Source organism: Streptomyces sp. NPDC008163 (genome assembly GCF_042956885.1).
Lineage (GTDB): Bacteria > Actinomycetota > Actinomycetes > Streptomycetales > Streptomycetaceae > Streptomyces > Streptomyces drozdowiczii_A.
On the sequence record NZ_JBIBHG010000021.1, the window covers coordinates 1 to 20321 of the forward strand.

Below are 20321 nucleotides of genomic sequence, written 5' to 3' on the forward strand. Positions count from 1 at the left end.
AGTGAGGGGGCGAACGGAGGTCCGGGCGGGTGGGGGTGAGCGATCCGGCCGCGTGCTTCAAAGATAGCAGCTAGCTTAAGACTGGAATGGCTCCCGACCACCCTTGACCAGCAAAAAAAGGGGTGACTCATTACCGACTACGTTAAGCGTGTGAGTAATGAGGAAAGGCGCGCGAATGGCGAATGGTGGCCCCATAATGGCGCAGCATAAACGGCGGGATATTCGATTGGGTGCGCTCGCTGATGATTAGCGGAAATGGACCGGGTGGCGTTCGAGTGCGGGTGGCGATGGGAGATGCGTACGGCGGGGTATGGGTGACTGGAGCCGTCGGCAGCGGGCGGACCGGTGAGCGCCGGGTGGGTCGTGGTGGTCCTCGCGCGCGCGTGCGCGTCTTACTGATAAAAGGGCACCGCGCGGAAAGGTGCGCTGACCTGGGGTTTTGCGAGAGGCGATGTGTTAGCCCTGACACATTGACCTGCGGTTTTGTGCCTCCTCCGACACAGCCGCCCCTGATTTGGCCCCGGAAAGAGGGACAAAAACTGTTCGCCCTGGTCAGGCCCCCATTCGGTCCTCTGCGCATGGAAGGCGGTGTGTCGGCGTCGACACCAAGGGGCCACGCCGACAGGGACAAAGGTCCCTCTGTGCGGGGACAATCTCGGCTAGGGTCCTGCGCACCACAGGAGATCGAGCAGCAGGAGCCAGGGTGCCCGGGGACGCGAGTCGCTCCACCAACAGGGGCCAGCGGTCGACGGACCGCGGTGAGCCCGTGACGTCGCCGCTGGCGGACAGCTTCGCCCAGGCGCTGGACCGCAAGCCGCCGAAGCCCGGCCGGCCCGTGCGGTCCGCGAACGTCGAGTACACGTACCGGGCACCGCATGACGCGTGGGGGCGCAGCGGCTACAGCATGGTCAGCAACGCGTTCCTCGCCGACGTCCTGGCCGTGCTGATCGCCCGGTACGGGATGTCGCCCGTGCAGTCGGCGGTCCTGCTGTTCTGCATGGGCCGCCAGGTTGAGGGCCGCCTGAAGATCACGCACATCAAGGTCGCCAAGCACCTCGGAGTCGAGCGCGCGAACGTCACCCGGGCGCTGGGCAGCCTGGAGAACTGGCACATGCTCCAGCGCCGCGCCAACTCGCTGATCGTGGTCAACCCGCTGATCTGCTTCAAGGGCAACGGCGACCTCCAGCAGGAGGCCCTGGAGCAGCTGCGCCAGGACGCCAGGGCCGCGCTCCGGAAGCACTTCCCGGAGATGCGGGAAGATGTAGTCGCGCTGGAGAAGGCGGCGAGCGAGAGCTTCCCGGAGTTCACGGCCCCGGCCGCGCCGGCCCCGCGCACGCGGCAGCTGGCGTTCGGCGACAACGACGTGGAGGAGCAGGCATGCTGATCCAAGCTCACCTCGGGTACGCCCAGCTGCACCGCCTGGAGCTCTCCAAGGCCGACTACGACCTGCTGAGCGCGATGACCGAGGTCCAGCGCCCCGGCGGTGAAGTGAACGCCTCACAGGCCGAACTGCGGGCGCGCGTGGGACTCAGCAAGAACCGCACGTCGATCGCGATGAGCCACCTGGTCGAGCGGAACGTCGTCCTGCGGCCCGAGGGCCGCTACCGCAGCTACTTCATCCACCCGTACTTCGCCGGGTACGCCTCCCAGGAGGAGATGGAGGATGCGCTGCGCGAGGCGACCGAGGCCATCAAGGCCGGCGCTCTGGCCGCCCCAGCTCCTCCCGCCCCGCAGCGCCATCTGTCCGCCGTGCCCGCACGGCGCAGCGCTTAACCGGCCGCCCGGCCGCCCGGCCGGCCGGGTGACACGACATCAGCGGCGCCGCACCCCTCCTCCAGGGGCGCGGCGCCGCTTTCGTGTGCGGGCAGCGAGTGTCGGATCCGGACGCACGGTTCCCGCGAGCGGGAAACGCGCAGGTCAGGGGCCGGGGAAAAGAATCATGAGCGGCCCCCTTCCCCAGGTGTATGAACTTCCATACAGTGTATTGAAGTTCATACACCTACGGGAGGACCCGCCGTGTTACTCGCCCTCGTCACCGCCGCCATCGCCGTCGTCGGCACGCTGCTCGGCTCGTTCATCAGCGGCCGCTTCCAGGAGCGGGCCGCCGAACGGTCCGTCCGCGTGAACCACGGCGAGACGATCCGGCGGGACCGCCTGGAGGCCGTCACCGCGCTGGCCTGCGCCGCCAGCGACCACCGCCGCACGATGTGGATGCGCGGCGACGCCCTCCTCAAGGGCGCCGAGGCCGAACTGATCCAGTCGCTGCGCCGGGAGAGCCACCAGACCCGCTCCCAGGTCACCCGGCCGCTGGTCGCGATGCGCGTGCTGATCACGGACCCGGCCGTGCGCACCGCCGCCGACCACATGATCACGCTGACGTACGCGATCCGGGACCACTTCGGCAGCACCGAGGAGCTCACCGCCGCGCGGGAGGCCGCGATGGTCGCCCACGACCAGTTCGTGGACACCGCCGCCCGCTACCTCGCCCAGCACGCCTGACCCCTCCACCGCCGTGCCGCCGGGCGCCGGCCCCGAATGTCATCGCTCTCCGGCACGCACTCCCCCTCACCACCGCCACCCTCCCCCACCCACCGCGCACCCGATCGGAGTCCTCATGGAGCAGCAGCCGAAGGCCCTCGCCCGGATCAGCCACATCGAGACGGGGGTCGAACGGACCGCCACCACCACCGCCGGCGGCGAGGACCTGGCCGTGCTCGCCCCGGCCGCGGCCGCCGCGCTCAACCTGCTCGCCGACGCCGTCCGGCGCGGCGGCGCCGACCACGACGACATCGTCCAGGCCCTCAAGGCCGCCGGTGTCCACGAGGCGTTCGCCGGGGTCTTCGACGCCGCCTCCGAGCGCGTGATGGACGCGGCCGACGACCCGTACGACTTCGACGTGCGGCTCCACGCCGACAACCTCGCCGGGGCCGCGGGCGACGTCCGGCGCGCCTTCCAGTGGCTCTGACCCTCGCCCGCACCCCCACCCGTCACTGCCTCTGAGAGGACCCCCGATGCCCGCCGTGGCCATCACCTCGTTCGGTTACCTGCACGGCCCGCAGCCGGACGCCCGCGCCTGCTACGACCTGCGCCACCAGTTCCGCGACCCCCACCTGCGCCCGGAGCTGCGCTACCTCACCGCCCGGGATGCCCTCGTGCGCGAGGCGGTGATGGCCACCGACGGCGTCCTGGCGCTCGTGCACGCCATCGCCGCCACCGTGGACGCCTACCTCGCCGGGCCCCGCCAGGACGAGCCGCTGACGATCGGGCTCGGGTGCGCCGGCGGCCGTCATCGTTCTGCGACGGTGGCCGACGCGCTCGCCGCCATCCTGTCCGGCGACACCGAGACCGCCGCCGCGTACCGGGTCGCCGATCTGGCCGACCGGTACAAGGAGCGCGGCTTGGCCGTCGACGTCCACCACCGCGACCTCGCCAAGGACGTCGTGCACCGCTGAACACCCACCCCGCCCCGCACCACCAGGAGGAGAGCCCGGTGACCACCGAGCCCGAACACACCGACCCCGACCCCGTCCCCGACCTCACCATCCCGCTGTCCGCCGCCGACGCCCGAGCGCTGGGCGACGACGTCGGGCAGATGGCCATGCGGCTCGGTGCCGTCCTGCACGGCCTCGCGCAGCTGCGCGCCGGCGGGGCGAGCACCGAGGACCTCGCGACCACCGTGCTGATGTCCAACGGGCTGATGAACCGGCTGGAAGGCATCCGGGACGCCGCCGTACGTCAGCACGCCGCCGGGGGCGGCTCGTACGGCGACCTGGCGAACTCCATGAGCGTCACCCGGGCCACCGCGCAGTCCCGCCGCGACACCCTGCTGAAGAAGCAGCCGAGCGAGATGGAGCGGTGGGCCACCCACGGCGACTGACCGCCGCGCAGCAGGCGAGCGGCCGGGAGCAGCACGGCCCCGCTGCTCGTGCAGCACCCGGCCTGCTGCACGAGCAGCACCCATGTGCCGCCCGGCCGCCAGCCTCGCCGTGCAGCACCCGCCGACCGCCGTGCAGCAGACACAGCAGCGCCCCGGACCGTCATGGTCCGGGGCGCTGCTGCACGTGCTGCTCAGGCTTCGACGTACGCGACGATCGTGATGGTCCGCAGGGCGGTGACGTAGTAGATCACCCGGACGCCGTCGACCTCGTCCGCGTAGTCGCGCAGCAGGGTGCCGGGCACCTCGGTGCCGAGCTCCGGGTTGACGCTGATGGCGACGATCGCGCGGTCCAGGCGGTGGGTCTCGTGCGCGGTGAGCTTGGCGAGCTGGGTGAGCGCGGGCTCCACCATGACGACCTGGGAGCGGCGCGCCCCGTGCTCAGGCGACACGGGGCTGCTCGTCCGCGAGGCGGGCGAGGTGGGCGTCGCGGGCGGTCTCCCACGGGACGCCGGACTCGGGGGCGGGGTAGCCGTTGGCGGCGATGTCCTCCAGGACCGAGGCGAGGACGTCCGTCTTGGCGCGCTCCGCGGCCGCGTACGCGAGGACCGATTCGGCGGCGTGCTCATCGAGGGGCTGGCGGGCGGGCGCGGGGGCCGGCTGCTGGCTCATCCGGGGCTCCTGGGCTTCTGTCTGGCGTGTGTCACCACGGTATCGCCGGGGCGGGGCACCGGACCCCGGTACGGACGAACCGGACCGGGAGGGCTCTGCAGGGCGCGGGGCCGGCACTTCCGGCTCGATGCCGCCCCACACGGAACGTGATCACGGGCCGGTGGGGTGTCACGCTGTCGCGCCTGTCACGCGGATACGGCCCGGAGAGGGGTTTCCGGGCCGTATCCACGCCTGTATGTCCGAATTGATCGGCTTTCGAGCGTGGGCTGTCACGCGGCCTTCCGGCAACGTGACAGGGGGCGTGACAGGGCGGCGTGACAACCGACTATCACTCTCGGTGAGCGTGACAACTGGTTGTCAGGTCTGGAGCGGGGGCCAGACGTGCGGGCCGGTGCACTGCCCGCAGGCGGCGCAGCCGGCGCACTCCAGGCAGAACTGGCGCGGGGTCAGCGGGCAGTGGCAGATCGGGTTGTAGTCGGGGTCGTCGTCGCCGGGGTAGAGCGTCTCGCCGAAGGGCGGCTCGGTCCAGGCGATGACCGAGCCGTCGGCGAGCAGGTCCTCGTAGTGGTGGCCGATCTCGCTGTGCTCGCTCCAGGTGGCCACCACCTCGTCCGCCGCGCTCACGCCGTGCCGCCCTTCACCGCGGCCGCGGTCTCCAGCCACGCGGCGAGCGCGGTCGTGGCGTCCGGGTCGGCGTGGGCGAGACGCCCGACGAACTCGAGGCCGCCGTCGACCGGGGCACCGGTGCGGGCGAGAGCGGCGAGCAGCGCGGCGCGGGCGCACACCGAGGCGGGCAGGGAGCCGACGGCGGCCGCGCGGGCGGCCGGGTCGGCGTAGTGGCCAGCGCGGTCGGCGAGGGCGCGGGCGAACCAGTCGTCGACCGCCGGCACGCGGTCGTCGTAGTCGTCCAGGAGGGCGCGGGCAGCTTCGTCGCCCGGCCGGCTCGCCACGGTCCGGTCGAGTCGGCCGGCCCCGGCCAGGGCGAGCAGTTCGTCCGCCCGGTCGGCGAGCTGCTGCTGCTCCTGGCGGCGCTGCTGCTCGGCTTCCTCGCGGCGGCGGTCTTCGGCGAGCTCCTCCTGGACGACGACGTCGGCGTCCGGGTCGTACGGGCCGCCGGTCGCGGCGAGCAGCTGCACGATGCGCTGCCACTCCGCGAGCTCTGCAGCGCGGCGGCCGCCGTCGTCGGCCGCGGCTTCGTCGCGGCGGTCCAGGTGCGCATCGAGCTCGGCTCCTTCGAGCGCCTTCGCCGCCTCGTTGTGCGTCATGCCCCGCGCGCGGCGGCGTACCGAGGACCGGCCGATCTTCGCGTAGTCGATCGGCGTGCGCGGGGCGCCGGCGCGGCCGCGGGCCTCGGGGACACGGCGCGGCCGCCACCCGTCGGACGTGTTCATCAGGACTCGCTTTCACCTCGGATACGGAAATGATGGCCTGCCCGGAAAAGCGCTTGGACGGACCGGTCACACAGGTCTACAGCACGCTCGGATTCCGCGCTGCTAAAACGCTATGTCTAGCCGCTGGACGTCCGTGAAGTTCACCTTCAGACTCGCTCGCCCTCCACCACCTTGACGGAAATAGGCGTCTGCTATGGCCTCAGCGACGGCATCATGCAGAGCTGAGTCCGTCGCACCCTCCTCCTGCGCGGCGAGGATGAGGGCCGCGTGGGAGGGCGACACGGCGATGCTGAGATCCCGCACGCGGTCGTCGTCCGAGGACCCGTTCGCGGTGAAGCCGAGGGTGGCCCGGAAGCTGATGACGAGCCCTCCCGAGGTACTCGCGTGCTGCCTCACACGTGCTTTGACCTGCGGTTGCCACTCCGACTCGGTCTCTTGGATCAATGCCTCCTGAAGGCGCTTGTTCGGCTTGGTGGAGGCCCCCGAGAGGTAGCGCTGCACCGTCTTGCGGGAGACGCCCAGGCGCTCCGCCAGGCTCTTGGTGGAGCCCTTCTCCCGCTTGCGAAGGAATTTCATCTGGGCTCGCGCGGATTTCGGCGCGGGCCGGGTGAACAGGGTGCGCTCCACGCGGGCGAGGCCCTCCATGAACTTGGCGCGCGTCTTGGCCGCCTGCGCTGCCTTCTCTGCCTTCTCTTCTTCGGTCACGGGGGTAGCTCACCGCCGCAGCCCTGTGGACAGAGGCCGACGCCCGGCGGACCGCCGGGTCGCGACCGGGCCTGCCTACCGTGGACGGCATGACGACGACGCCCTCGGACAGCCCTGCCGCTCCTGTGCCGGTGCTGGTAGTCCTGCCGGACGGCCAGGAGGTCACCGCCCGGCTGTGGGCCCGGCGCGAGACGACGCGCGGCTGGCTGTACCAGGTGGGCCTGCCCGCGTACCGCAACACCGAGGACGGCGACGTCCAGGCCGCGGAGTACCGGGTGTGGGTGCGGGCCCCCGAGCACGTCCGGCCGGTCGACGGCGTCTCCTACGACATCGTGCCCACCGAGCGCCTGCCCCCGCCGTCGACGGTGCGCCAGGTGTTGGGACCCCGCCGGCGCTCGGGCTGGGTGCTGCAGAAGGCCAGCGGCCGCGGGCCCGGCCGCGCCGTGCTGCACGCCGTCGACTGCGAAGAGGCCCCGCAGGGCACACCGCTGCTGCCCCTGGAGCGGGCGCTGGACGTCGCGGAGCAGCCCGGTACCCGACTGTGCTCCCTGTGCGGCGCAGCGCAGGAGCTGGACCCCGTGCTGCGCGGCTTCGACCACATCGAGGGCGGCTGATCTCCACCCGTGCGGGTGACGCGCCCTGGTGGGTTCCAGCGCCGGGCCGCTACGTTCCCCTGGACTTGATGATCGAGGGGGAGGGCCAAGGGATGGGCGAGCGCCGCGCGTTACGGGAGCTACGGGTCTTGATGTGGGTGGTCATCGCGATCGAGGTGCCGGTGTACCTGGTGTGGCTGGTCGAGGTCGGCTACCTGACCGGGCAGGAGCTGCCCCGCGGGGACGTCGCGCGGTGGGCGCCGCCGGTGCTGCTGCCGCCGGCGGCCGTGCTGTTCTGCGTGATGGCGGGCTGGACCTGGTGGCTGAGCGTGGTGGCCGGCACCCGGTCGGCGCTGCGGGAGCGGTGGATCGTCGCTTCGCTGGTGTTCGTCGCCGCCTTCTCCGTGTTCTGCGGGGTGGCCTCGGTCGACGACCCGTCGGTGTCGGTGGGCCTGCTGAGCGCCGTCGTGACCGGGCTCGGCATGACGGGGCTGTTCTTCATCCCGGCCGCCGCCTCCCGCGAGCTGCCCGACGTCATCCGGCGGCGCTCCCGTCGTACGGCGGCCGCGCCCGGCGAGGCGGACCCGGACCCCCAGTAGGCCCGCCGTCGGATTGCCCGGGGCGCCGCGCGGCGGGCATGCTGCGCGTTCCGCGAGGAGAAGGGGAGAGCGTGTCCGAAGACGACGACGCAACGGCGGCGGAAACGTCGCTCAGGAGGGCCGTGGAGCAGCTGTGCGGCGACGGGGCGGGCGACGGCAGCGAGGCCGCCCAGGAGGCCGTCCAGGCGCTTGCCGACAGCTCGGGGAAGGCGTGGACGCCCGAGCAGGAGACGCAGATCAGGGCCATGGTGGAGCAGATCCGCAAGCTGCGGGAGCTGAACCGGCCGGGCGGTGGCTGGTGGCGGCGGCGCAGGGAGTGGAGGGCCCGGGAGCGGCTGGTCGACATGATGATGACCAGCGGCCCGGAGCTCCTGAACGAGGCGGAACTGCGGCACTGGAAGAGCCAGGCGATGGTGGAGCTGCTGCTGAAGTTCATGGACACCGCGATGAAGCAGGACGACACGGTGGAGACTCTCGCCCGGATCGAGGCGCTGAACGCCGTGACGTACGAGGACTACCAGCAGGCCAAGAAGAAGCTCGCCGACGAGAAGGCCGCCGCCGGCTGACTCGGCGGCGGCATATGGGAGGGGCCCCGAACTCGCGCGGTTCGGGGCCCCTGCCGTGGGTGGGTGATCACAGCTCGATGTCGAGCCGCTCCACGTCGGTGAACTCCACGCCCAGGCCGTGCGCCCGGCTGTTGTTCGCCCGGAAGTACATCCGGGCCAGACCGTCGGCCGCGATCTGCCTGAGCTGGTCCTCGGTCTTGCCCTGCTCCCGTGCGGTGAACAGCTTGTCGGCGTACTCGGGCGGCAGGGCCTGGGTGATGTCCCGGATGCGCGCGTCGTCGGTCGTACCGCCGGCGGCCTCGAAGCCGAAGCGGGCCCGGGTGGAGACGACCAGCCCGCCCGTGGACGCCGCCTGCTTCCGCGCCTTCGCCCGGATCTGCGGCTGCCACCGCTTCTTGACCTCGCGCTCCAGGCGGCCGCGCAGGTCTTGGCGGGGCCGCTTGAGCTTGCCCGAGACGTACCGCTCCACGGTGCGCTGGGAGATCCCGAGCGCCTGGGCGGCGGCCTTGGTGCCCTTGAGCTGCTTGACCAGGTACTTCATCTGCGCCTGGGCGCTCTGCGGGATGCGGCGGGTGAACGCCCCCTCCAGCGCGCGGTCCAGGCTGTCCCCGAGCGAGTCCACCACGGCCTACTCCCCTTCTCCGGCGCTCTGGTCGGTCTTGATGAGGTTGGAGATGTTGAAGACGCCGCCGCGTTCCTCGAACTGCTGCTCTGCCCACAGAACGGTCTGCGTGCCCTGGTGCTTCACCATCCCGGGCGAGACCCCGAGCCGGAACGTTCCCGGCGCGGGCTTGCCCTCGGGCGTGTGCGGCAGGACGTCCAGCGGCGACGGACCCGGCGAGGGGTAGACGATGGCGTCGGTGCCGATCGCGACCGGGTACAGGTCGGCGGCGGCCGCCGTCTTCATCAGCTTGCGGTGCAGGCCGGTGCGCTGGTTGGCGAGCACGGCGGCCCGGATGTCCGGGCGCCAGTTCACCCGCTCCAGCGCCGGGTACGGCTCGTAGTACGGCACCTGGCCCCGCGAGCGCTGGCGCAGCTTGCCGATCGCTCCCTTCGCGGTCGCCTTGATGGCGGTCTCCAGCAGCGCCATCGTCGGGTCGGTCTCCTTGCGCCGGGCCATCGCCTCGAGGAACTCCTGGCCCTGGAGGTCGGTGGTGACGCCCATATCGGCCATCGTGTCGACGTACGCGTCGCGCAGCCGCTTGTACCAGGAGTCCAGGTAGCGGCCGTTCTGCGTGCGCACGTACGCCTCGATCGGCGCGACGTCGAACCCGAGCTCCACCGCGTAGGCGACGGTCGGCGTGGCGTACCAGGCCGGGCCCTCGGGCCGGTCGCCCTTCGGCGTGAACGGGCTCGGCAGCCGGGAGCCGTCGACCGTGCGGCCGTTGACCCGTACGCGGGACAGGTCGACGTGGGAGAGGTCGACCAGCCAGGAGCCGGGCAGCGCCGGGTCGAAGGCCGGGTTGTTCTCCAGGTGGGTCGGCCCGTTCAGCCCGACCGCGAGGCCGTTCGCGGCCGCGGCGAAGGACATGTTGAGGTCGACGACGACCAGGTACGGGTTGGCGCACTCCTCATCGGTCAGCGGCCGGCACCAGTCGTAGGGCTCCTCCATCAGCATCTCTGCCGGAGTGCGCATGTGGTGCCGGGCGAACTGGCCCTTGAGGATCGGGTGTTCGTCGGGGACCTCGCACGGCACCATCGGGTAGAGCTGGGTGAGCGCGTCCTCGTTGTACGCCCGCTCGAACTCGCCGGTCGCCGGGTTCTTCTCCGCGCGGGTCGGCGGGCGCAGCGCGGTCATGAGCTCCAGGCCGGTCGTCGCCGTGGATCCGCGCGGCGTCATCACCCGGGCCGCGTACAGCCCGAGGTACTGGACCAGGTCGGCCGGGTGCATCGTCAGCAGCAACTCCGGCTCGTCCTTGCGGCCCCACTCCCTGGTGTCCAGGGCGTTCCAGGGCAGGACGCACAGCTGGACGCAGCGCCGCCGGGAGCCTTCGGGGTCGCGGTAGAGGCGGGCCCACGGGCCGAAGCCGCGCTGGGTCATCTGCAGGCCCGCGCGCTCGATCTGCTTGACCACCTTGTGGCCGGCCGGGAGGCGGCCCGCGTGCCGCTCCTCCTCCGACAGGGCGGCGGGCAGGCCGTAGCGCTCCAGCGCGGACGCGGTGAGGACGAGGATCGGGTCGGCGTCGCGCCCGTTGCGGTGCAGTCGGGCCTGCCCGAGGCGGGCCTCGGTCAGCGTCCAGTCGACGAGGGCCGGGATGCTCTTGGCGGGCACGTCCAGGACCAGGCCGCCGATGCAGTACGCCGACACCTGCCCGTCGGCGTCAGCGTCGATGACCGCGAGCGGCCCGTTCTCGAAGCGCGGGTCGACGGCGGCCGCCGTCGCCGTGGTCTTCTTCGGTGCCGCCTTCTTCGCACCCGGGCGCCGCGATGTCGCGGCGGGCTTCGTGACGGGCGCCGGGCGTACGGCAGCAGCCGGGGCCGGTGCCGCCGGCGCTTCGGCCGCCGGGGCGGGAACGGGCGCGGGGCCGGTGAACGCCTCCGGGACCACCGGCGCCGGGGGCGCGGCGGGCGCGTCAGCGGCCGGGGCGGGGAAGCGGGCGGCGAGGCCCTCCAGCAGCCGTGCGTACGCGGCGCGCTTCGGCGGCCGCGGCTCGGTCTTGCCGGTCTCCCAGTTCCCCACCGCCTCCCGGCGGGCGTCCAGCGCCGTGGCGATCTGCGCCTGGCTCAGGCCCGCCGCCTCCCGCAGACGCTTGCGCTCCGCGGGGACCGGCAGGTCGTCCTGCGCGACTTGCTCCAGCAGCGCATCGACAGCGCTGAACAGCTCGTTCTCAGTGGACACAGAGGTCACCTCCAATAGACAGCATACCCGATCGCGCATTGATTCGCGCACTCAATCGCGCATGAATCGCGCTATGGGTGGGAGTGAAACACGCGGGCGGGTAAGCGGCGCAACGGCTGTTCTCGCAGGTCAGAGGTGAAACGCGGGCGGCGTTGCAGCCGCGCGTTTCAGGCTCGCCAGTTCTGGGGCGCCGGTCGCGGCATGGCGACGGCGCAGAACCGGGGCCGACTGCCAGGCTGGGCGCGTCCGGCCCAATGAGGTGATTGGGAGCTCCACCGTGCCCGTCGCGTTCCGCATCAGGTGCTGCCTGTGCGCCAAGAACATCCCGCTCCAGGGGGACGTCGTCGCCCTCGATGGCGAGTGGCAGCGCCGGTACCCGGACATGGTCGGCACCCTCGCCTGCGAGCGGTGCGTCATCGACCGCGGCTGGAACTGCTGCACCACCGTCCAGGGCGGCTTCGTCGCCGGGCACATCGCCGCGCCCGAGGACCAGGTCGACGTCGACTCCTGGAGCCATCACCTGGACCGCGGCACCCACCGTGCCCTGGTGAACCTCTACCCGCGCTCCGGGCTGCTCCAGGGAGCGGAGCCGTACCTGCGCTGGCTCGCCGGGGACAAGCACACCCTGCCCGAGGTCGCCGCCCGCCTGGGCGAGGCCCTGGACGAGTTCGACGGCCGGGTCAGCCACCCCGGCGCCCCGCAGCCGGCCACCGCCTGAATCCGGCTCCGTCCCCGTCGCACGCTGGCTGATCATCCCGCTGACACGGCCTCAGCCACCGTGGCAGGGTGCGGTGATCGGATCACCGGACGGCAGGGGGCTCCCGTGGAAGCACGGATGTGGAACGGACTGGTCGGCGTCGCGAAGGAGACGTACACCGCCTCGCTGGGCGAAGGGGTCGTGCCCCGCCCGCTGATGATGCCGCTGGTGCGCGGCGAGCTGGTCGGGCTGGTCTGGGTCCGCCCGCTCAAGGTCGGCCAGGACGCGCTCACCGGGATCGCCGAACTCGCGAACATCGCCGCGGCGGCCGGCGCGGACGAGGTCGTCCTCGCCTGGGAGACGCACGACGTCGCCACCGCCTGCGAGCTACCGATCGTCGGCCCGGCGCCGTGCCTGAACATGGTGCTCGCCACCCGCGACGGGCACGTGCTGCACCAGTTCCCCTACACCGAGCAGCTCCTGTCGCGCAGCCCCGAGGGCTGGGCGGCGGTCGCCCCCGACTGGAGGCCGGCCCCCGCGCCGCAGCCCGGCGGCGAACTGGTCCCGCCCATCCAGGCCGCGGTGAACTTCTCCTTCACCCCCATCGAGCTGGACCACCCCGACCCGTTCGGCGTCACCGTCGTGCTGATGGAAGAGGACGGCTACCGCATCAGCCTGACCGAAGCCTTCGCCCGCTGACCGCATGGCCCGCGACTTCGACGACGACGCGCCCCGCCGGATCGGCGACGCGAACGACCTGGTCCTCGCCCGCAAGCGGGACGCCGACGAACGGATCTACGTGGTGACCACCAACCTCGTCATCGACGCCCAGGAGAAGCTCGCCCGACGCCGGCGCCTGGACCGCATCTGGCGCGCCGGGGCGGCCGTCAGCTGGCTGTCCTTACTCACCGCCGTCCTCGGCACCGGCATCGCCGCGTGGACCACGGGCGACCCGGCGCGGTTCGTCCTGGGTGACCTGATCTGCGGAAGCCTGCTCCTGATGTCCCTGCTGGCGCTGGTCGGCGTCCACTTCGCCGGGCGGGGCCTGCCCACCCTCCAGCGCCTGGAGGCGCAGCTCGTCTCCGCGCAGGAGTCGCTGTGGCAGCAGAAGGCCGACCGGCGCCCCGACCTGCACGACCGGCGCAACCTCTACCGCGAGGAAGTCGCCACCGCGATCGAGAAGTACCAGGTCGACAGCCGGAAGTACCGGCGGATCCACAACAGCCTGCAGTCCCTCATCATGATCGGCTCCGCGTCCACGACGACGATCGCGGCCCTGGACACCGGCAAGGAGCTGACCTGGCAGAGCGTCACCCTGACCGCCATCAGCTTCGCCATCACGGTGGCCGCGATGTTCACCGGCTACTACAAGTTCCGCGAGCGCAGCTACTTCCTCCAGCAGACCGCCGACGCCATCGAGCAGGAGGCCAACGCCGTCACCCTCGGCATCGGCCCGTACGCGCCGTACGGGCCCGACCAGGAGGACGAGGCGCTGAAGCTGTTCACCCAGCGCGTCGAAGACCACCGCAACGAGCAGCGCCGCCGCCAGCAGCAGCTGGACCAGCCCGCCGACCAGGCCGCCCCGTCCAGCCAGCCGCCCGCCGCCTGACCGGGCGACGGCTACCGGCGCCGGCGGCCGCCGTTGCCGCTGAGCCGACTGGAGAGGATGTCCCGCCTCACCCGGTGGGATCCGGTGGGCAGCGCGCATTCGGCATCCGGCTTGGCATGGCACACCGGGCAGGAGATGTTCAGCAGCTTGTAGGCAGGGACCAGGCTCGAGGTCCCGCGCTGGGTGCGGTGGTCTTCCGCGCGGCGGGCCTTCTTGGCCTTCGTGGCCACCTCGCGTTCCTTCACGATCGGCTCGATCCGCTCGTCATGACCGTGCTCGCGCCGGACCGCCGCGCCGCCGGCCTCGCCCGGGTCGGTGCAGTCCTGACCGGCCTTCGCATCGCAGACCGGGCAGGGGCGGCGGATCCAGAACCGGCGGGCGACCTTCTCGTGCAGGGGGACCTTCCGCCCCGTCGGACGGGGCTGGACCGGCCGCACCGCTTGCGGGGCGCACTCGCCGGGCCTGTGCCGCCATGCGTCGTACCGGCGCTCCTTGCGCTGCCCTTCCTTGAACTCCCCGTCGCAGCTGGCGCACTTCTTCGCCAGCTTCCCCGTCTCCTGGGCGTTGGGGCGGGCGAGGTCGTACGAGCCCCGGGACAGCCGCGGGGCGAGGGCGGGCCGGGTCTCCTGGGTGCCGTCGCGGCGCACGATGGTGACCTCGGAGGCCGGCGGCCGGTCGTAGGAGGGGAGCTGCGGGGCGGCGACGTACGACTGCCCCTTGGGGCCTAACTGCTGGTGGTCGCGCTTCGACATACCCGGCAGCGTAGCCACCGCCCCGGCCGCGCGGCAGGGCGCGAACTGCCCATGCTTCCGCCAGGGTTGGTCAGGATGCGGCGCTCTGGCCGCGATGGCTGATCTCCTGGCCGACCAGGTAGTCGACCCAGGCGAACCACGGCTCCATGTCCCCGAACGCCCCGCCGGTCTTCGCCTCGCTCAGCGGGAAGTCCAGGCCGCCCTCCGCGACGGCGCGCCCTCCGAGGGATTCCGCGTGGGCGAGGACCTTCTTCCGGTCCTGCTCGAAGTAGTCGAGCGGACCACCGCTGCACCCGGGCAACAGCCGCTCTCCGGGCAGCGAGAGCGCAGCGCACAGGGTGCTCATCCACGGCTCGTCAGTCAGCTGCTCCAGGTCCTGTGCCGACAGGCCGGGCGCGTTGGAGGCGAGCCGGTCCAGCAGCGCGGTCGCGAGCACCACGCAGGCGCTGACGTGCCGCCACGCCAGGTTCTCCACGGCGATCTGGTAGTCGACGGTGACCTGCTCAAGCTCCAGGAGCGCCCCGGCGTGCCGGGTGAACCGCTGCCCCTCGGAGTACCGCTCGGTGTTGTTCAGCGACTGGTAGACGCGGTGCCCGAGGGCGTCGGCGCTCCGGAGCTCGTGCCGCAGGTCCGCGCACGCGCAGAACAGATCGCGCAGGGCCTCCACCTCCTCGGAGGTCAGCCGGTCCAGCTCGGTGAACTGCGGAAGCGAAGTCACGGTCCCTCCCAGGAAGTCGCTGCTCACGGTAGCGGTGCCCGCGCCGTCACGGGGCCGGCTCATGCCACCTCACCGGCGGCCGGCCGGGGGCGAGGTGCTGAGAGGACGGTTGCTCCAGCGCGTTCGGCACGGGCCCGGCGCAGCGCAGCAGCCTCGGTCGCCGCGGCCTGGCGGCGCCGCTGCGCGCGGGTCTGCTCGATCGGGGTCGGCGCGTCGTCCGGGGCGGGGACGCTCTCGGGGAACGCGCGGCGGCTGAGTTCGCGCATGGCCCGGTTCTGCCGTTCGACCGCCTCGGTGATGCCCGGGTCGACCCGCTGTACGGGGGCGACGGCCTGGTGCGCGGCGAGCGCGCGGTGGAAGCCGGGCGTGGCCATGTCGCGGGTCTTCACCGGGGCCTCGGGCGCGGCCGGCGCCGCCGGGGCGGTGATCTGCTCCCGAGGTGCCGGGGCCGGGGCGCCCACGGGCAGGACGCGGACGGTGCGGACCGCCTGGGTGCCGACCGCGTCGTTCGCCGCGGCGACGATCCGGGAGCTGATCAGCCGCAGCTGCGTGGCGTACGCGGACGAGTCCGGGCGCAGGTCCAGCTGGCCGGTCTCCGCGTGGAAGGCGACCGCCTGGGCGTGCGCGGCCAGCTTCGGGGAGAGGCCAGCCGCGATGTCCGGCCACTGGTCCAGGATGCTTCCGCCGGCGGCCGGGACGTCCCAGGCCCGGTCGGCCATCAGGCCCTGGAGCACGGCGGCGAACCCGGTCGGCTCCCGGCCGTCGCGCCGTACCGGCGTCCCGGTCCGGCGCTTCGCCTTGCGGGTGCCGCCCTCGCCGCGGGCCTTGGCGGCCTCGCGCGCCTGGTGCAGCGCGACCCGGGCCAGGTCGACGCCAGACAGCTCCGGGGCCGGCTGCTCGCTGCTGCTGGTGGTGTTCCGGGTCTCGGTCATCACGGCCTCCTACCGGCGTCCGACGGTCATCAGGGAGCTGCCGCTCGCCAGCTTGCGTACGCGCTGCACCAGGTCAGCGCCGAAGATGTGCACGGCGGCGGCCGGGCCGAGGCCGTCGTAGATGCTCATGACGAGCGTGGTGTCGCCCGCCATGTACTCGCCCCGCGCCGTGGCCCGCATCTCCGCCCGGTCCTGCTCGCTCAGGTCCTCCACGCCGCCCAGCTCGGGCAGCGGCTCGTACTGGTCGGACGGCTGCGCCTGCGGGGCGAATGCCTCAGCGACCATGCGCCGGACTGCCATGCTGCGCGGGGCCTGCCAGGCGCCTTCCCACTCCTGGTGGCGGGCCTTCTCCGCGCGCCGGGAGTCCCGGTACGCCTGGACGGCCCGCTCCCGGCCCTCCTTGGTCGGCCACAGCGCGACCGCGCCCTTCAGCCGCCCGGCGAGGAACCCCGACGGGCGGTGGACGATGCCCGGGGCGTCGCCGCAGTCCAGGAACGCGATCACCTGGTCGGCCGTCCAGCCCGCGTCCGAGACCTCCTTGAGGATCCAGGCGATCCGGGGCACCGCAGCGCGGCCCATCCACGGCACCTGGCGGATCAGCTCCGAGGCCAGCTGGAAACGGCGCCCGACGCTGTTGAGCTTCCGGCGGCCGCGCTTGACCTTCTTCGGGGTGGGGGAATCGCTCTGCCCGCTTGCGAGCTTGCTCTCAGAGGGCAAGTAGGTAGTTCCCGCAGAAGAAGCACTGCGGGAACTACCCCCCATTGGGGTGCAACGGACCTCATCCGAAACAGCCGTCACAACACCCTGGTCAGCACCCTTCCGGGCACCCTTCACCGGGGCCTTCGAGGACGACTTCGCCCGCCGCTTGCGGACCTTGCGGGCCGCCTTCTTGGCCAGCGCCGCCATCAGCTCCCGGCCGGCCTCCGCGATCCCCGTCATCCGCCGCCCGGTGCCCTCACCGGCCGTACGGACGCCCAGCGCCGTGTCGAACTCCACCGGCACCATCCGCGCGAACTCCGACGCCTGCGCGGCCGCACCGCGGATCCGGGTGCCCCGCACGATGTACGCGAGCAGCCCGGCCTCCCGCAGCATCCCCAGGTGGTACTCCACCGACCGCTCCGACAGCCCGGTGCGCCGCACCAGGTACTCGATCCCCGGACGGCACGGGAACAGTTCCGCGAGCTCCTGGGCGACGCGCACCGTCGTCGGCCCGAACGAGCGCGGCCCGTGCGACCGGTAGCGGCGCGGCTCGTACAGCCCGGACCCGGCGACCCAGTGGACCGCCTGCATCCACGAGTAGCCGTCCAGCGCGATCCGGCCCGTCGACGTCGACAGCCACTGGGACGCCTCCGGCACGTACAGCGCGGGCATCACGGAGACCGCGTCGCCGTCGACCGACGGACGCGGGGCAGGAATCAGCGCGGCGACCGCTGCCGCCGTGCCGCTCATCGGCCCACCGCCCCGTCCAGGGCGGTGGAGATCGCCTGTGTCGTCATCAGGCTGGTGTACACGCCAAAGCGGACACCCCCCTCAGCAGGCAAAACGCGTGCTTCGTGATCCATCCGCCGAGCATGCGCGAGGCGGCCTGTGGACAGAGCCCGCTCAGCCCGGATCACCCCCCGCGCTCCCGCACGGCGGGCAACAACTTCAGATCGCGTCCCGCCACACGGGACACCGCCCTCGAGGACGCTCCCGTCGACGGAGTTGCGGACGACGTCCGCGGGCGGGTGCATGAGCCGGGCGACGGGTGCCGCGATCGGACCCGGCGAGACCGCTCCGAAAGCCCCGCGCTTGTAGCTTCCTACTGGAAGACCCTCTTCCTGTACGAACTGGAAAAGGGGGGATGAACCGTACGCCGATCCCGTCACACGGGACGACCGCCGCGCCTGAACCGGGGTGAAACGGACAGGGTCAAGCTGACAGGGGGACACCACTTCGGGCACTATGAGAAACGACCTGCTCTCCATATAGCTGGACGGACTAGAGCCCCTCGGGGCTGGACCGACCTCCTTGCGGATGTGTCAGGGACCGCCCCCTTCGTGAGAAGCGGGCGGGCCTGGATCAGGTGGGGGGAGATTTCTCCTCTCCTCTGGATCTTGGTGAACCGCAGGACCCCTCACGGGGCCCCGCGGCTCAGCGGGACGTGGCCGTTATCAGCGGCCGGGTGTTGCTGAGGTGCAGGACTTGACCGTCGTCAAACGGCCGGGTCTTGCGGGTAGGGCGCCGACCGCGTCAACGGTCGGGGTGCTGCTGGTGGCCCTTGTCGAAGGGGCCGACCCGCTTGTCGAAGGCGGGGTAGTGCATAGGAACTGGCTCGAAGAGCCGAAGCTCAGGACCGGCGTCAACCGGGACTGAGCAGCCGAACTGAGGTGTCACGCCCAGTCGGTGCGAAGGGCCGCGCTGGCCGAAGCGGATTGTCCGTCCGCAAGGTGGCCGCGCGGCCGGTGGCGGCTACGTCACCCCGACCCCCTTGAATCCGAGGCTGGCGTCGGCGTGCCCTCATCCGCTTTCGCGGCCTCGGGGAAGCGCTCAGCGAGGCCCTTGAGGAGGCGCAGGTAGTTCTCGCGGTGCGGGCGCCGGGGATTGGTCTGACCCAGCTCCCAGCGCGTGACCGCGACCCTCTTCACGCCCACGGCGTCCGCGACGTCCTGCTGAGTGAGGCCGGCCGCCAGGCGCAGCTGCGCGCGCACATGCGGAGACGGCAGAGCCTCGGGCAGGCCGTTCAGCAGAGCGTCCACCCGCTGCGAGCGGTCCGAGTCGGACATAGCCACGCCTTCCATGATCGTTGTAACTACGAAAGATACACGATCTGATCTCCGCATGGGGTAAGCGATCAGTACGAACTGCCTCTTCGGCACCCGGTAGGGTCCGTGCCCGTGGCCCGCACCGTGTTCTTCGACCTGGACGGCACGCTGGCCGACCGGCAGTCGGCGCTCAGCGATGCCGTGTCCGGCCTGTCCCGCTCCCGCGCGCTTCCCCTCGATGCCGAGCGGTGGCTGCGCATCGAGCTGGCCGACCGCGCGACCGCTGGTGACTTCGCCCGGCTGCGGGACGCCTTCGGCCTGGAGGCATCGGCCGCGGACCTGTGGCAGGAGTACGTCGACCTCATGTCGACCGCCGTCACCTGCCGCCCCGAGGTCCTTGAGGGCCTGGCTCGCCTGCGCGAGGCGGCCTGGACGATCGGCGTCATCACCAACGGGGCCGGCGACATCCAACGCGCCAAACTCGCTGGGACCGGTCTCGCTCGCCTGGTCGACGGCGTCGCCGTCTCGGGCGACCTGGAGATCCGCAAGCCGGACCTGAAGCTCTTTGAGCTCGCGGCGTCCCGGTGCGGGGTAAGCCTCGCGGACGGCGGCTGGATGGTCGGCGACAACCCGGCCGGAGACATCGGCGGCGGCTACCAGGCCGGCCTGCGCACCATCTGGCTGCGCGGCCGGCCCTGGCCCGACGGACTTCCCGCCGCGCACCACGTCGTCGACGACGTCACCGACGCCATCACCATCCTGCTCAACGAGACGGAGTAGCACCGTGGACCAGCCGACCGTTGGCATCCTCCACCCCGGCAGCATGGGCGCCGCCGTCGCGGCCTGCGCCGCGACCAACGCGGCCGCGGTCCTGTGGTGCGAGGCCGGCCGCAGCGTCGCGTCCGCGGAGCGCGCCGCCGAGGCCGGGCTGACGCCCGTGAAGACACTGGCCGAGCTGCTGGACCGCAGCGACATCGTCATCAGCCTCTGTCCGCCGACCGTAGCCGAGGACCTGGCCCGCGACGTCGCTGGGCATCGCTTCGTCGGGGTGTTCGTGGAGGCGAACGCGATCAACCCGGAGCGCGTCCAGCGGATCGCCGGGCTGTTCGCACCGGGCGCGACCGTCGTGGACGGTGGCGTCGTCGGCTCGCCGCCGGTGCGCGGCAAGACACCGATCCTGTACCTGTCGGGACCGGTCGCCGGGACCGCCCGCATTGAGGCACTGTTTGCGGGCACCGCCGTCCAGACGACGGTGCTGGGCACGGAGGTCGGGAAGGCGTCCGCGCTGAAACTCGCGTACGCCAGCTTCCAGAAGACCTCGCGGGTCCTGACGGCGCTCGCGGTCGGCATGGCGCGCGAGCACGGCGTCGACCAGGAGCTCATCGAGGTCGCTTCCCGGCGCACCGACTCGTACCTCGCGGAACCGGAGTACGTGGCCAAGACGGCGGCGCGCGCCTGGCGCTGGGGCCCGGAGCTGGAGGAGGCCGCCGACGCGCTCGCGGCCGCCGGCCTTCCGCCCGAGATGCTGCGCGCGGCCGCGTCCACGTTGGCACGGTGGGACGACGTCAAGGACGACGGCGAGCTCACGCTCACCGACGCCTTGGACCGACTTGCCCACCCGTAGCCGACG

At 72.1% G+C, this 20321-nt stretch carries 26 protein-coding genes; 14 read left to right on the top strand and 12 right to left on the bottom strand.

Annotated elements, in window-relative coordinates; genetic code table 11:
* Nucleotides 1-766 precede the first annotated feature (766 nt).
* The 6 genes from ACFZAT_RS32390 (at nucleotide 767) to ACFZAT_RS32415 (ending at nucleotide 3877) form a co-directional block, all read left to right on the top strand.
* Nucleotides 767-1384 (top strand): replication/maintenance protein RepL, encoded by a 618-nt coding sequence (locus ACFZAT_RS32390; RefSeq protein WP_391269341.1) that lies wholly within the window; start codon nucleotides 767-769, stop codon nucleotides 1382-1384.
* Nucleotides 1378-1773 (top strand): hypothetical protein, encoded by a 396-nt coding sequence (locus ACFZAT_RS32395; RefSeq protein ID WP_161268789.1) that lies wholly within the window; start codon nucleotides 1378-1380, stop codon nucleotides 1771-1773. Before ACFZAT_RS32390 ends, ACFZAT_RS32395 begins: the two co-directional genes overlap by 7 nt.
* 243 nt (nucleotides 1774-2016) lie before the next feature.
* Nucleotides 2017-2499 carry a hypothetical protein gene (locus ACFZAT_RS32400; RefSeq protein WP_391269342.1) on the top strand — a complete coding sequence of 161 codons (483 nt, stop codon included), beginning with the start codon at nucleotides 2017-2019 and terminating at the stop codon, nucleotides 2497-2499.
* 115 nt (nucleotides 2500-2614) lie between these two features.
* Nucleotides 2615-2965 carry a hypothetical protein gene (locus tag ACFZAT_RS32405; RefSeq protein ID WP_391269343.1) on the top strand — a complete coding sequence of 117 codons (351 nt, stop codon included), beginning with the start codon at nucleotides 2615-2617 and terminating at the stop codon, nucleotides 2963-2965.
* Between the two features lie 46 nt (nucleotides 2966-3011).
* Nucleotides 3012-3452: an ATPase gene (locus ACFZAT_RS32410; protein WP_391269345.1), complete on the top strand. Its 441-nt coding sequence runs from the start codon at nucleotides 3012-3014 to the stop codon at nucleotides 3450-3452.
* 38 nt (nucleotides 3453-3490) lie between these two features.
* The gene (locus ACFZAT_RS32415; protein WP_391269348.1) at nucleotides 3491-3877 is read left to right on the top strand and encodes a hypothetical protein; all 387 of its coding nucleotides are present in this window, start codon (nucleotides 3491-3493) and stop codon (nucleotides 3875-3877) included.
* Between the two features lie 191 nt (nucleotides 3878-4068).
* Here ACFZAT_RS32415 and ACFZAT_RS32420 read toward each other — a convergent pair whose 3' ends face one another.
* The 5 genes from ACFZAT_RS32420 to tpg (ACFZAT_RS32440) all read right to left on the bottom strand — a co-directional run bounded on the left by ACFZAT_RS32420 (nucleotide 4069) and on the right by tpg (ACFZAT_RS32440) (nucleotide 6642).
* Nucleotides 4069-4326 carry a hypothetical protein gene (locus tag ACFZAT_RS32420; protein ID WP_037664303.1) on the bottom strand — a complete coding sequence of 86 codons (258 nt, stop codon included), beginning with the start codon at nucleotides 4324-4326 and terminating at the stop codon, nucleotides 4069-4071.
* Nucleotides 4316-4546: a hypothetical protein gene (locus ACFZAT_RS32425; RefSeq protein ID WP_037664301.1), complete on the bottom strand. Its 231-nt coding sequence runs from the start codon at nucleotides 4544-4546 to the stop codon at nucleotides 4316-4318. The genes ACFZAT_RS32420 and ACFZAT_RS32425 overlap by 11 nt, the downstream gene beginning before the upstream one ends.
* A 357-nt stretch (nucleotides 4547-4903) precedes the next feature.
* Nucleotides 4904-5170 carry a hypothetical protein gene (locus ACFZAT_RS32430; protein WP_391269351.1) on the bottom strand — a complete coding sequence of 89 codons (267 nt, stop codon included), beginning with the start codon at nucleotides 5168-5170 and terminating at the stop codon, nucleotides 4904-4906.
* Nucleotides 5167-5937 carry a hypothetical protein gene (locus tag ACFZAT_RS32435; RefSeq protein ID WP_391269353.1) on the bottom strand — a complete coding sequence of 257 codons (771 nt, stop codon included), beginning with the start codon at nucleotides 5935-5937 and terminating at the stop codon, nucleotides 5167-5169. Before ACFZAT_RS32435 ends, ACFZAT_RS32430 begins: the two co-directional genes overlap by 4 nt.
* Before the next feature lie 102 nt (nucleotides 5938-6039).
* Nucleotides 6040-6642, bottom strand: a complete 603-nt coding sequence (gene tpg, locus ACFZAT_RS32440) for a telomere-protecting terminal protein Tpg (RefSeq protein ID WP_391269354.1) — start codon at nucleotides 6640-6642, stop codon at nucleotides 6040-6042.
* An 89-nt stretch (nucleotides 6643-6731) separates the two neighbouring features.
* Here tpg (ACFZAT_RS32440) and ACFZAT_RS32445 point away from each other — a divergent pair, with 89 nt between their 5' ends.
* The 3 genes from ACFZAT_RS32445 (at nucleotide 6732) to ACFZAT_RS32455 (ending at nucleotide 8400) form a co-directional block, all read left to right on the top strand.
* The gene (locus ACFZAT_RS32445) at nucleotides 6732-7256 is read left to right on the top strand and encodes a DUF6233 domain-containing protein (RefSeq protein WP_391269355.1); all 525 of its coding nucleotides are present in this window, start codon (nucleotides 6732-6734) and stop codon (nucleotides 7254-7256) included.
* 92 nt (nucleotides 7257-7348) lie between these two features.
* Nucleotides 7349-7834, top strand: a complete 486-nt coding sequence (locus ACFZAT_RS32450; protein ID WP_391269357.1) for a hypothetical protein — start codon at nucleotides 7349-7351, stop codon at nucleotides 7832-7834.
* A 71-nt stretch (nucleotides 7835-7905) separates the two neighbouring features.
* Nucleotides 7906-8400: a hypothetical protein gene (locus ACFZAT_RS32455; RefSeq protein ID WP_391269359.1), complete on the top strand. Its 495-nt coding sequence runs from the start codon at nucleotides 7906-7908 to the stop codon at nucleotides 8398-8400.
* A gap of 67 nt (nucleotides 8401-8467) precedes the next feature.
* Here the strand turns inward: ACFZAT_RS32455 and tpg (ACFZAT_RS32460) are convergent, their stop codons facing one another.
* Both tpg (ACFZAT_RS32460) and tap read right to left on the bottom strand, forming a co-directional pair.
* Nucleotides 8468-9025: a telomere-protecting terminal protein Tpg gene (gene tpg, locus ACFZAT_RS32460; protein ID WP_323379237.1), complete on the bottom strand. Its 558-nt coding sequence runs from the start codon at nucleotides 9023-9025 to the stop codon at nucleotides 8468-8470.
* A gap of 3 nt (nucleotides 9026-9028) precedes the next feature.
* Entirely contained in the window at nucleotides 9029-11278 is a 2250-nt protein-coding gene (gene tap / locus ACFZAT_RS32465; RefSeq protein WP_391269363.1) for a telomere-associated protein Tap, read from the bottom strand.
* A 238-nt stretch (nucleotides 11279-11516) separates the two neighbouring features.
* Between tap and ACFZAT_RS32470 the strand changes: the two genes are divergently transcribed.
* The 3 genes from ACFZAT_RS32470 to ACFZAT_RS32480 all read left to right on the top strand — a co-directional run bounded on the left by ACFZAT_RS32470 (nucleotide 11517) and on the right by ACFZAT_RS32480 (nucleotide 13545).
* On the top strand, nucleotides 11517-11957 hold the full coding sequence (locus ACFZAT_RS32470; protein ID WP_391269365.1) for a hypothetical protein: 441 nt from the start codon (nucleotides 11517-11519) through the stop codon (nucleotides 11955-11957).
* A gap of 117 nt (nucleotides 11958-12074) precedes the next feature.
* Complete coding sequence (locus ACFZAT_RS32475; RefSeq protein ID WP_362823163.1) at nucleotides 12075-12635, top strand: hypothetical protein; 561 nt, start codon at nucleotides 12075-12077, stop codon at nucleotides 12633-12635.
* Between the two features lie 4 nt (nucleotides 12636-12639).
* Nucleotides 12640-13545: a DUF4231 domain-containing protein gene (locus ACFZAT_RS32480; RefSeq protein ID WP_362823076.1), complete on the top strand. Its 906-nt coding sequence runs from the start codon at nucleotides 12640-12642 to the stop codon at nucleotides 13543-13545.
* An 11-nt stretch (nucleotides 13546-13556) separates the two neighbouring features.
* Here the strand turns inward: ACFZAT_RS32480 and ACFZAT_RS32485 are convergent, their stop codons facing one another.
* From ACFZAT_RS32485 to ACFZAT_RS32505, 5 genes are all read right to left on the bottom strand, one after another.
* Complete coding sequence (locus ACFZAT_RS32485; protein ID WP_391269368.1) at nucleotides 13557-14297, bottom strand: hypothetical protein; 741 nt, start codon at nucleotides 14295-14297, stop codon at nucleotides 13557-13559.
* A 70-nt stretch (nucleotides 14298-14367) separates the two neighbouring features.
* Nucleotides 14368-15015: a hypothetical protein gene (locus ACFZAT_RS32490; protein WP_391269369.1), complete on the bottom strand. Its 648-nt coding sequence runs from the start codon at nucleotides 15013-15015 to the stop codon at nucleotides 14368-14370.
* A gap of 59 nt (nucleotides 15016-15074) precedes the next feature.
* Entirely contained in the window at nucleotides 15075-15947 is an 873-nt protein-coding gene (locus tag ACFZAT_RS32495; RefSeq protein WP_391269371.1) for a DciA family protein, read from the bottom strand.
* Between the two features lie 9 nt (nucleotides 15948-15956).
* Nucleotides 15957-17396: a winged helix-turn-helix domain-containing protein gene (locus tag ACFZAT_RS32500; RefSeq protein ID WP_391269372.1), complete on the bottom strand. Its 1440-nt coding sequence runs from the start codon at nucleotides 17394-17396 to the stop codon at nucleotides 15957-15959.
* A gap of 1007 nt (nucleotides 17397-18403) precedes the next feature.
* Nucleotides 18404-18712, bottom strand: coding sequence for a helix-turn-helix domain-containing protein (locus tag ACFZAT_RS32505; protein WP_391269458.1), 309 nt, complete (start codon nucleotides 18710-18712; stop codon nucleotides 18404-18406).
* Nucleotides 18713-18823: 111 nt separating this feature from the next.
* On the opposite strand from ACFZAT_RS32505, the gene ACFZAT_RS32510 reads away from it, so the two are divergent.
* The gene (locus ACFZAT_RS32510; RefSeq protein WP_391269375.1) at nucleotides 18824-19471 is read left to right on the top strand and encodes an HAD family hydrolase; all 648 of its coding nucleotides are present in this window, start codon (nucleotides 18824-18826) and stop codon (nucleotides 19469-19471) included.
* 4 nt (nucleotides 19472-19475) lie between these two features.
* The gene (locus ACFZAT_RS32515; RefSeq protein ID WP_391269377.1) at nucleotides 19476-20315 is read left to right on the top strand and encodes a DUF1932 domain-containing protein; all 840 of its coding nucleotides are present in this window, start codon (nucleotides 19476-19478) and stop codon (nucleotides 20313-20315) included.
* The last annotated feature ends 6 nt before the right edge of the window (nucleotides 20316-20321 follow it).

What these genes read in the sequence shown, in the direction of transcription:
- ACFZAT_RS32500 (WP_391269372.1), bottom strand. Translation starts at nt 17,396, where the DNA reads ATGAGCGGCACGGCGGCAGCGGTCGCCGCGCTGATTCCTGCCCCGCGT.
- ACFZAT_RS32495 (WP_391269371.1), bottom strand. Translation starts at nt 15,947, where the DNA reads ATGACCGAGACCCGGAACACCACCAGCAGCAGCGAGCAGCCGGCCCCG.
- ACFZAT_RS32405 (WP_391269343.1), top strand. Translation starts at nt 2,615, where the DNA reads ATGGAGCAGCAGCCGAAGGCCCTCGCCCGGATCAGCCACATCGAGACG.
- ACFZAT_RS32395 (WP_161268789.1), top strand. Translation starts at nt 1,378, where the DNA reads ATGCTGATCCAAGCTCACCTCGGGTACGCCCAGCTGCACCGCCTGGAG.
- ACFZAT_RS32450 (WP_391269357.1), top strand. Translation starts at nt 7,349, where the DNA reads ATGGGCGAGCGCCGCGCGTTACGGGAGCTACGGGTCTTGATGTGGGTG.
- ACFZAT_RS32435 (WP_391269353.1), bottom strand. Translation starts at nt 5,937, where the DNA reads ATGAACACGTCCGACGGGTGGCGGCCGCGCCGTGTCCCCGAGGCCCGC.
- ACFZAT_RS32445 (WP_391269355.1), top strand. Translation starts at nt 6,732, where the DNA reads ATGACGACGACGCCCTCGGACAGCCCTGCCGCTCCTGTGCCGGTGCTG.
- ACFZAT_RS32475 (WP_362823163.1), top strand. Translation starts at nt 12,075, where the DNA reads ATGTGGAACGGACTGGTCGGCGTCGCGAAGGAGACGTACACCGCCTCG.
- ACFZAT_RS32410 (WP_391269345.1), top strand. Translation starts at nt 3,012, where the DNA reads ATGCCCGCCGTGGCCATCACCTCGTTCGGTTACCTGCACGGCCCGCAG.
- ACFZAT_RS32505 (WP_391269458.1), bottom strand. Translation starts at nt 18,712, where the DNA reads ATGTCCGACTCGGACCGCTCGCAGCGGGTGGACGCTCTGCTGAACGGC.
- ACFZAT_RS32485 (WP_391269368.1), bottom strand. Translation starts at nt 14,297, where the DNA reads ATGTCGAAGCGCGACCACCAGCAGTTAGGCCCCAAGGGGCAGTCGTAC.
- ACFZAT_RS32480 (WP_362823076.1), top strand. Translation starts at nt 12,640, where the DNA reads ATGGCCCGCGACTTCGACGACGACGCGCCCCGCCGGATCGGCGACGCG.
- tap (WP_391269363.1), bottom strand. Translation starts at nt 11,278, where the DNA reads ATGCGCGATCGGGTATGCTGTCTATTGGAGGTGACCTCTGTGTCCACT.
- ACFZAT_RS32425 (WP_037664301.1), bottom strand. Translation starts at nt 4,546, where the DNA reads ATGAGCCAGCAGCCGGCCCCCGCGCCCGCCCGCCAGCCCCTCGATGAG.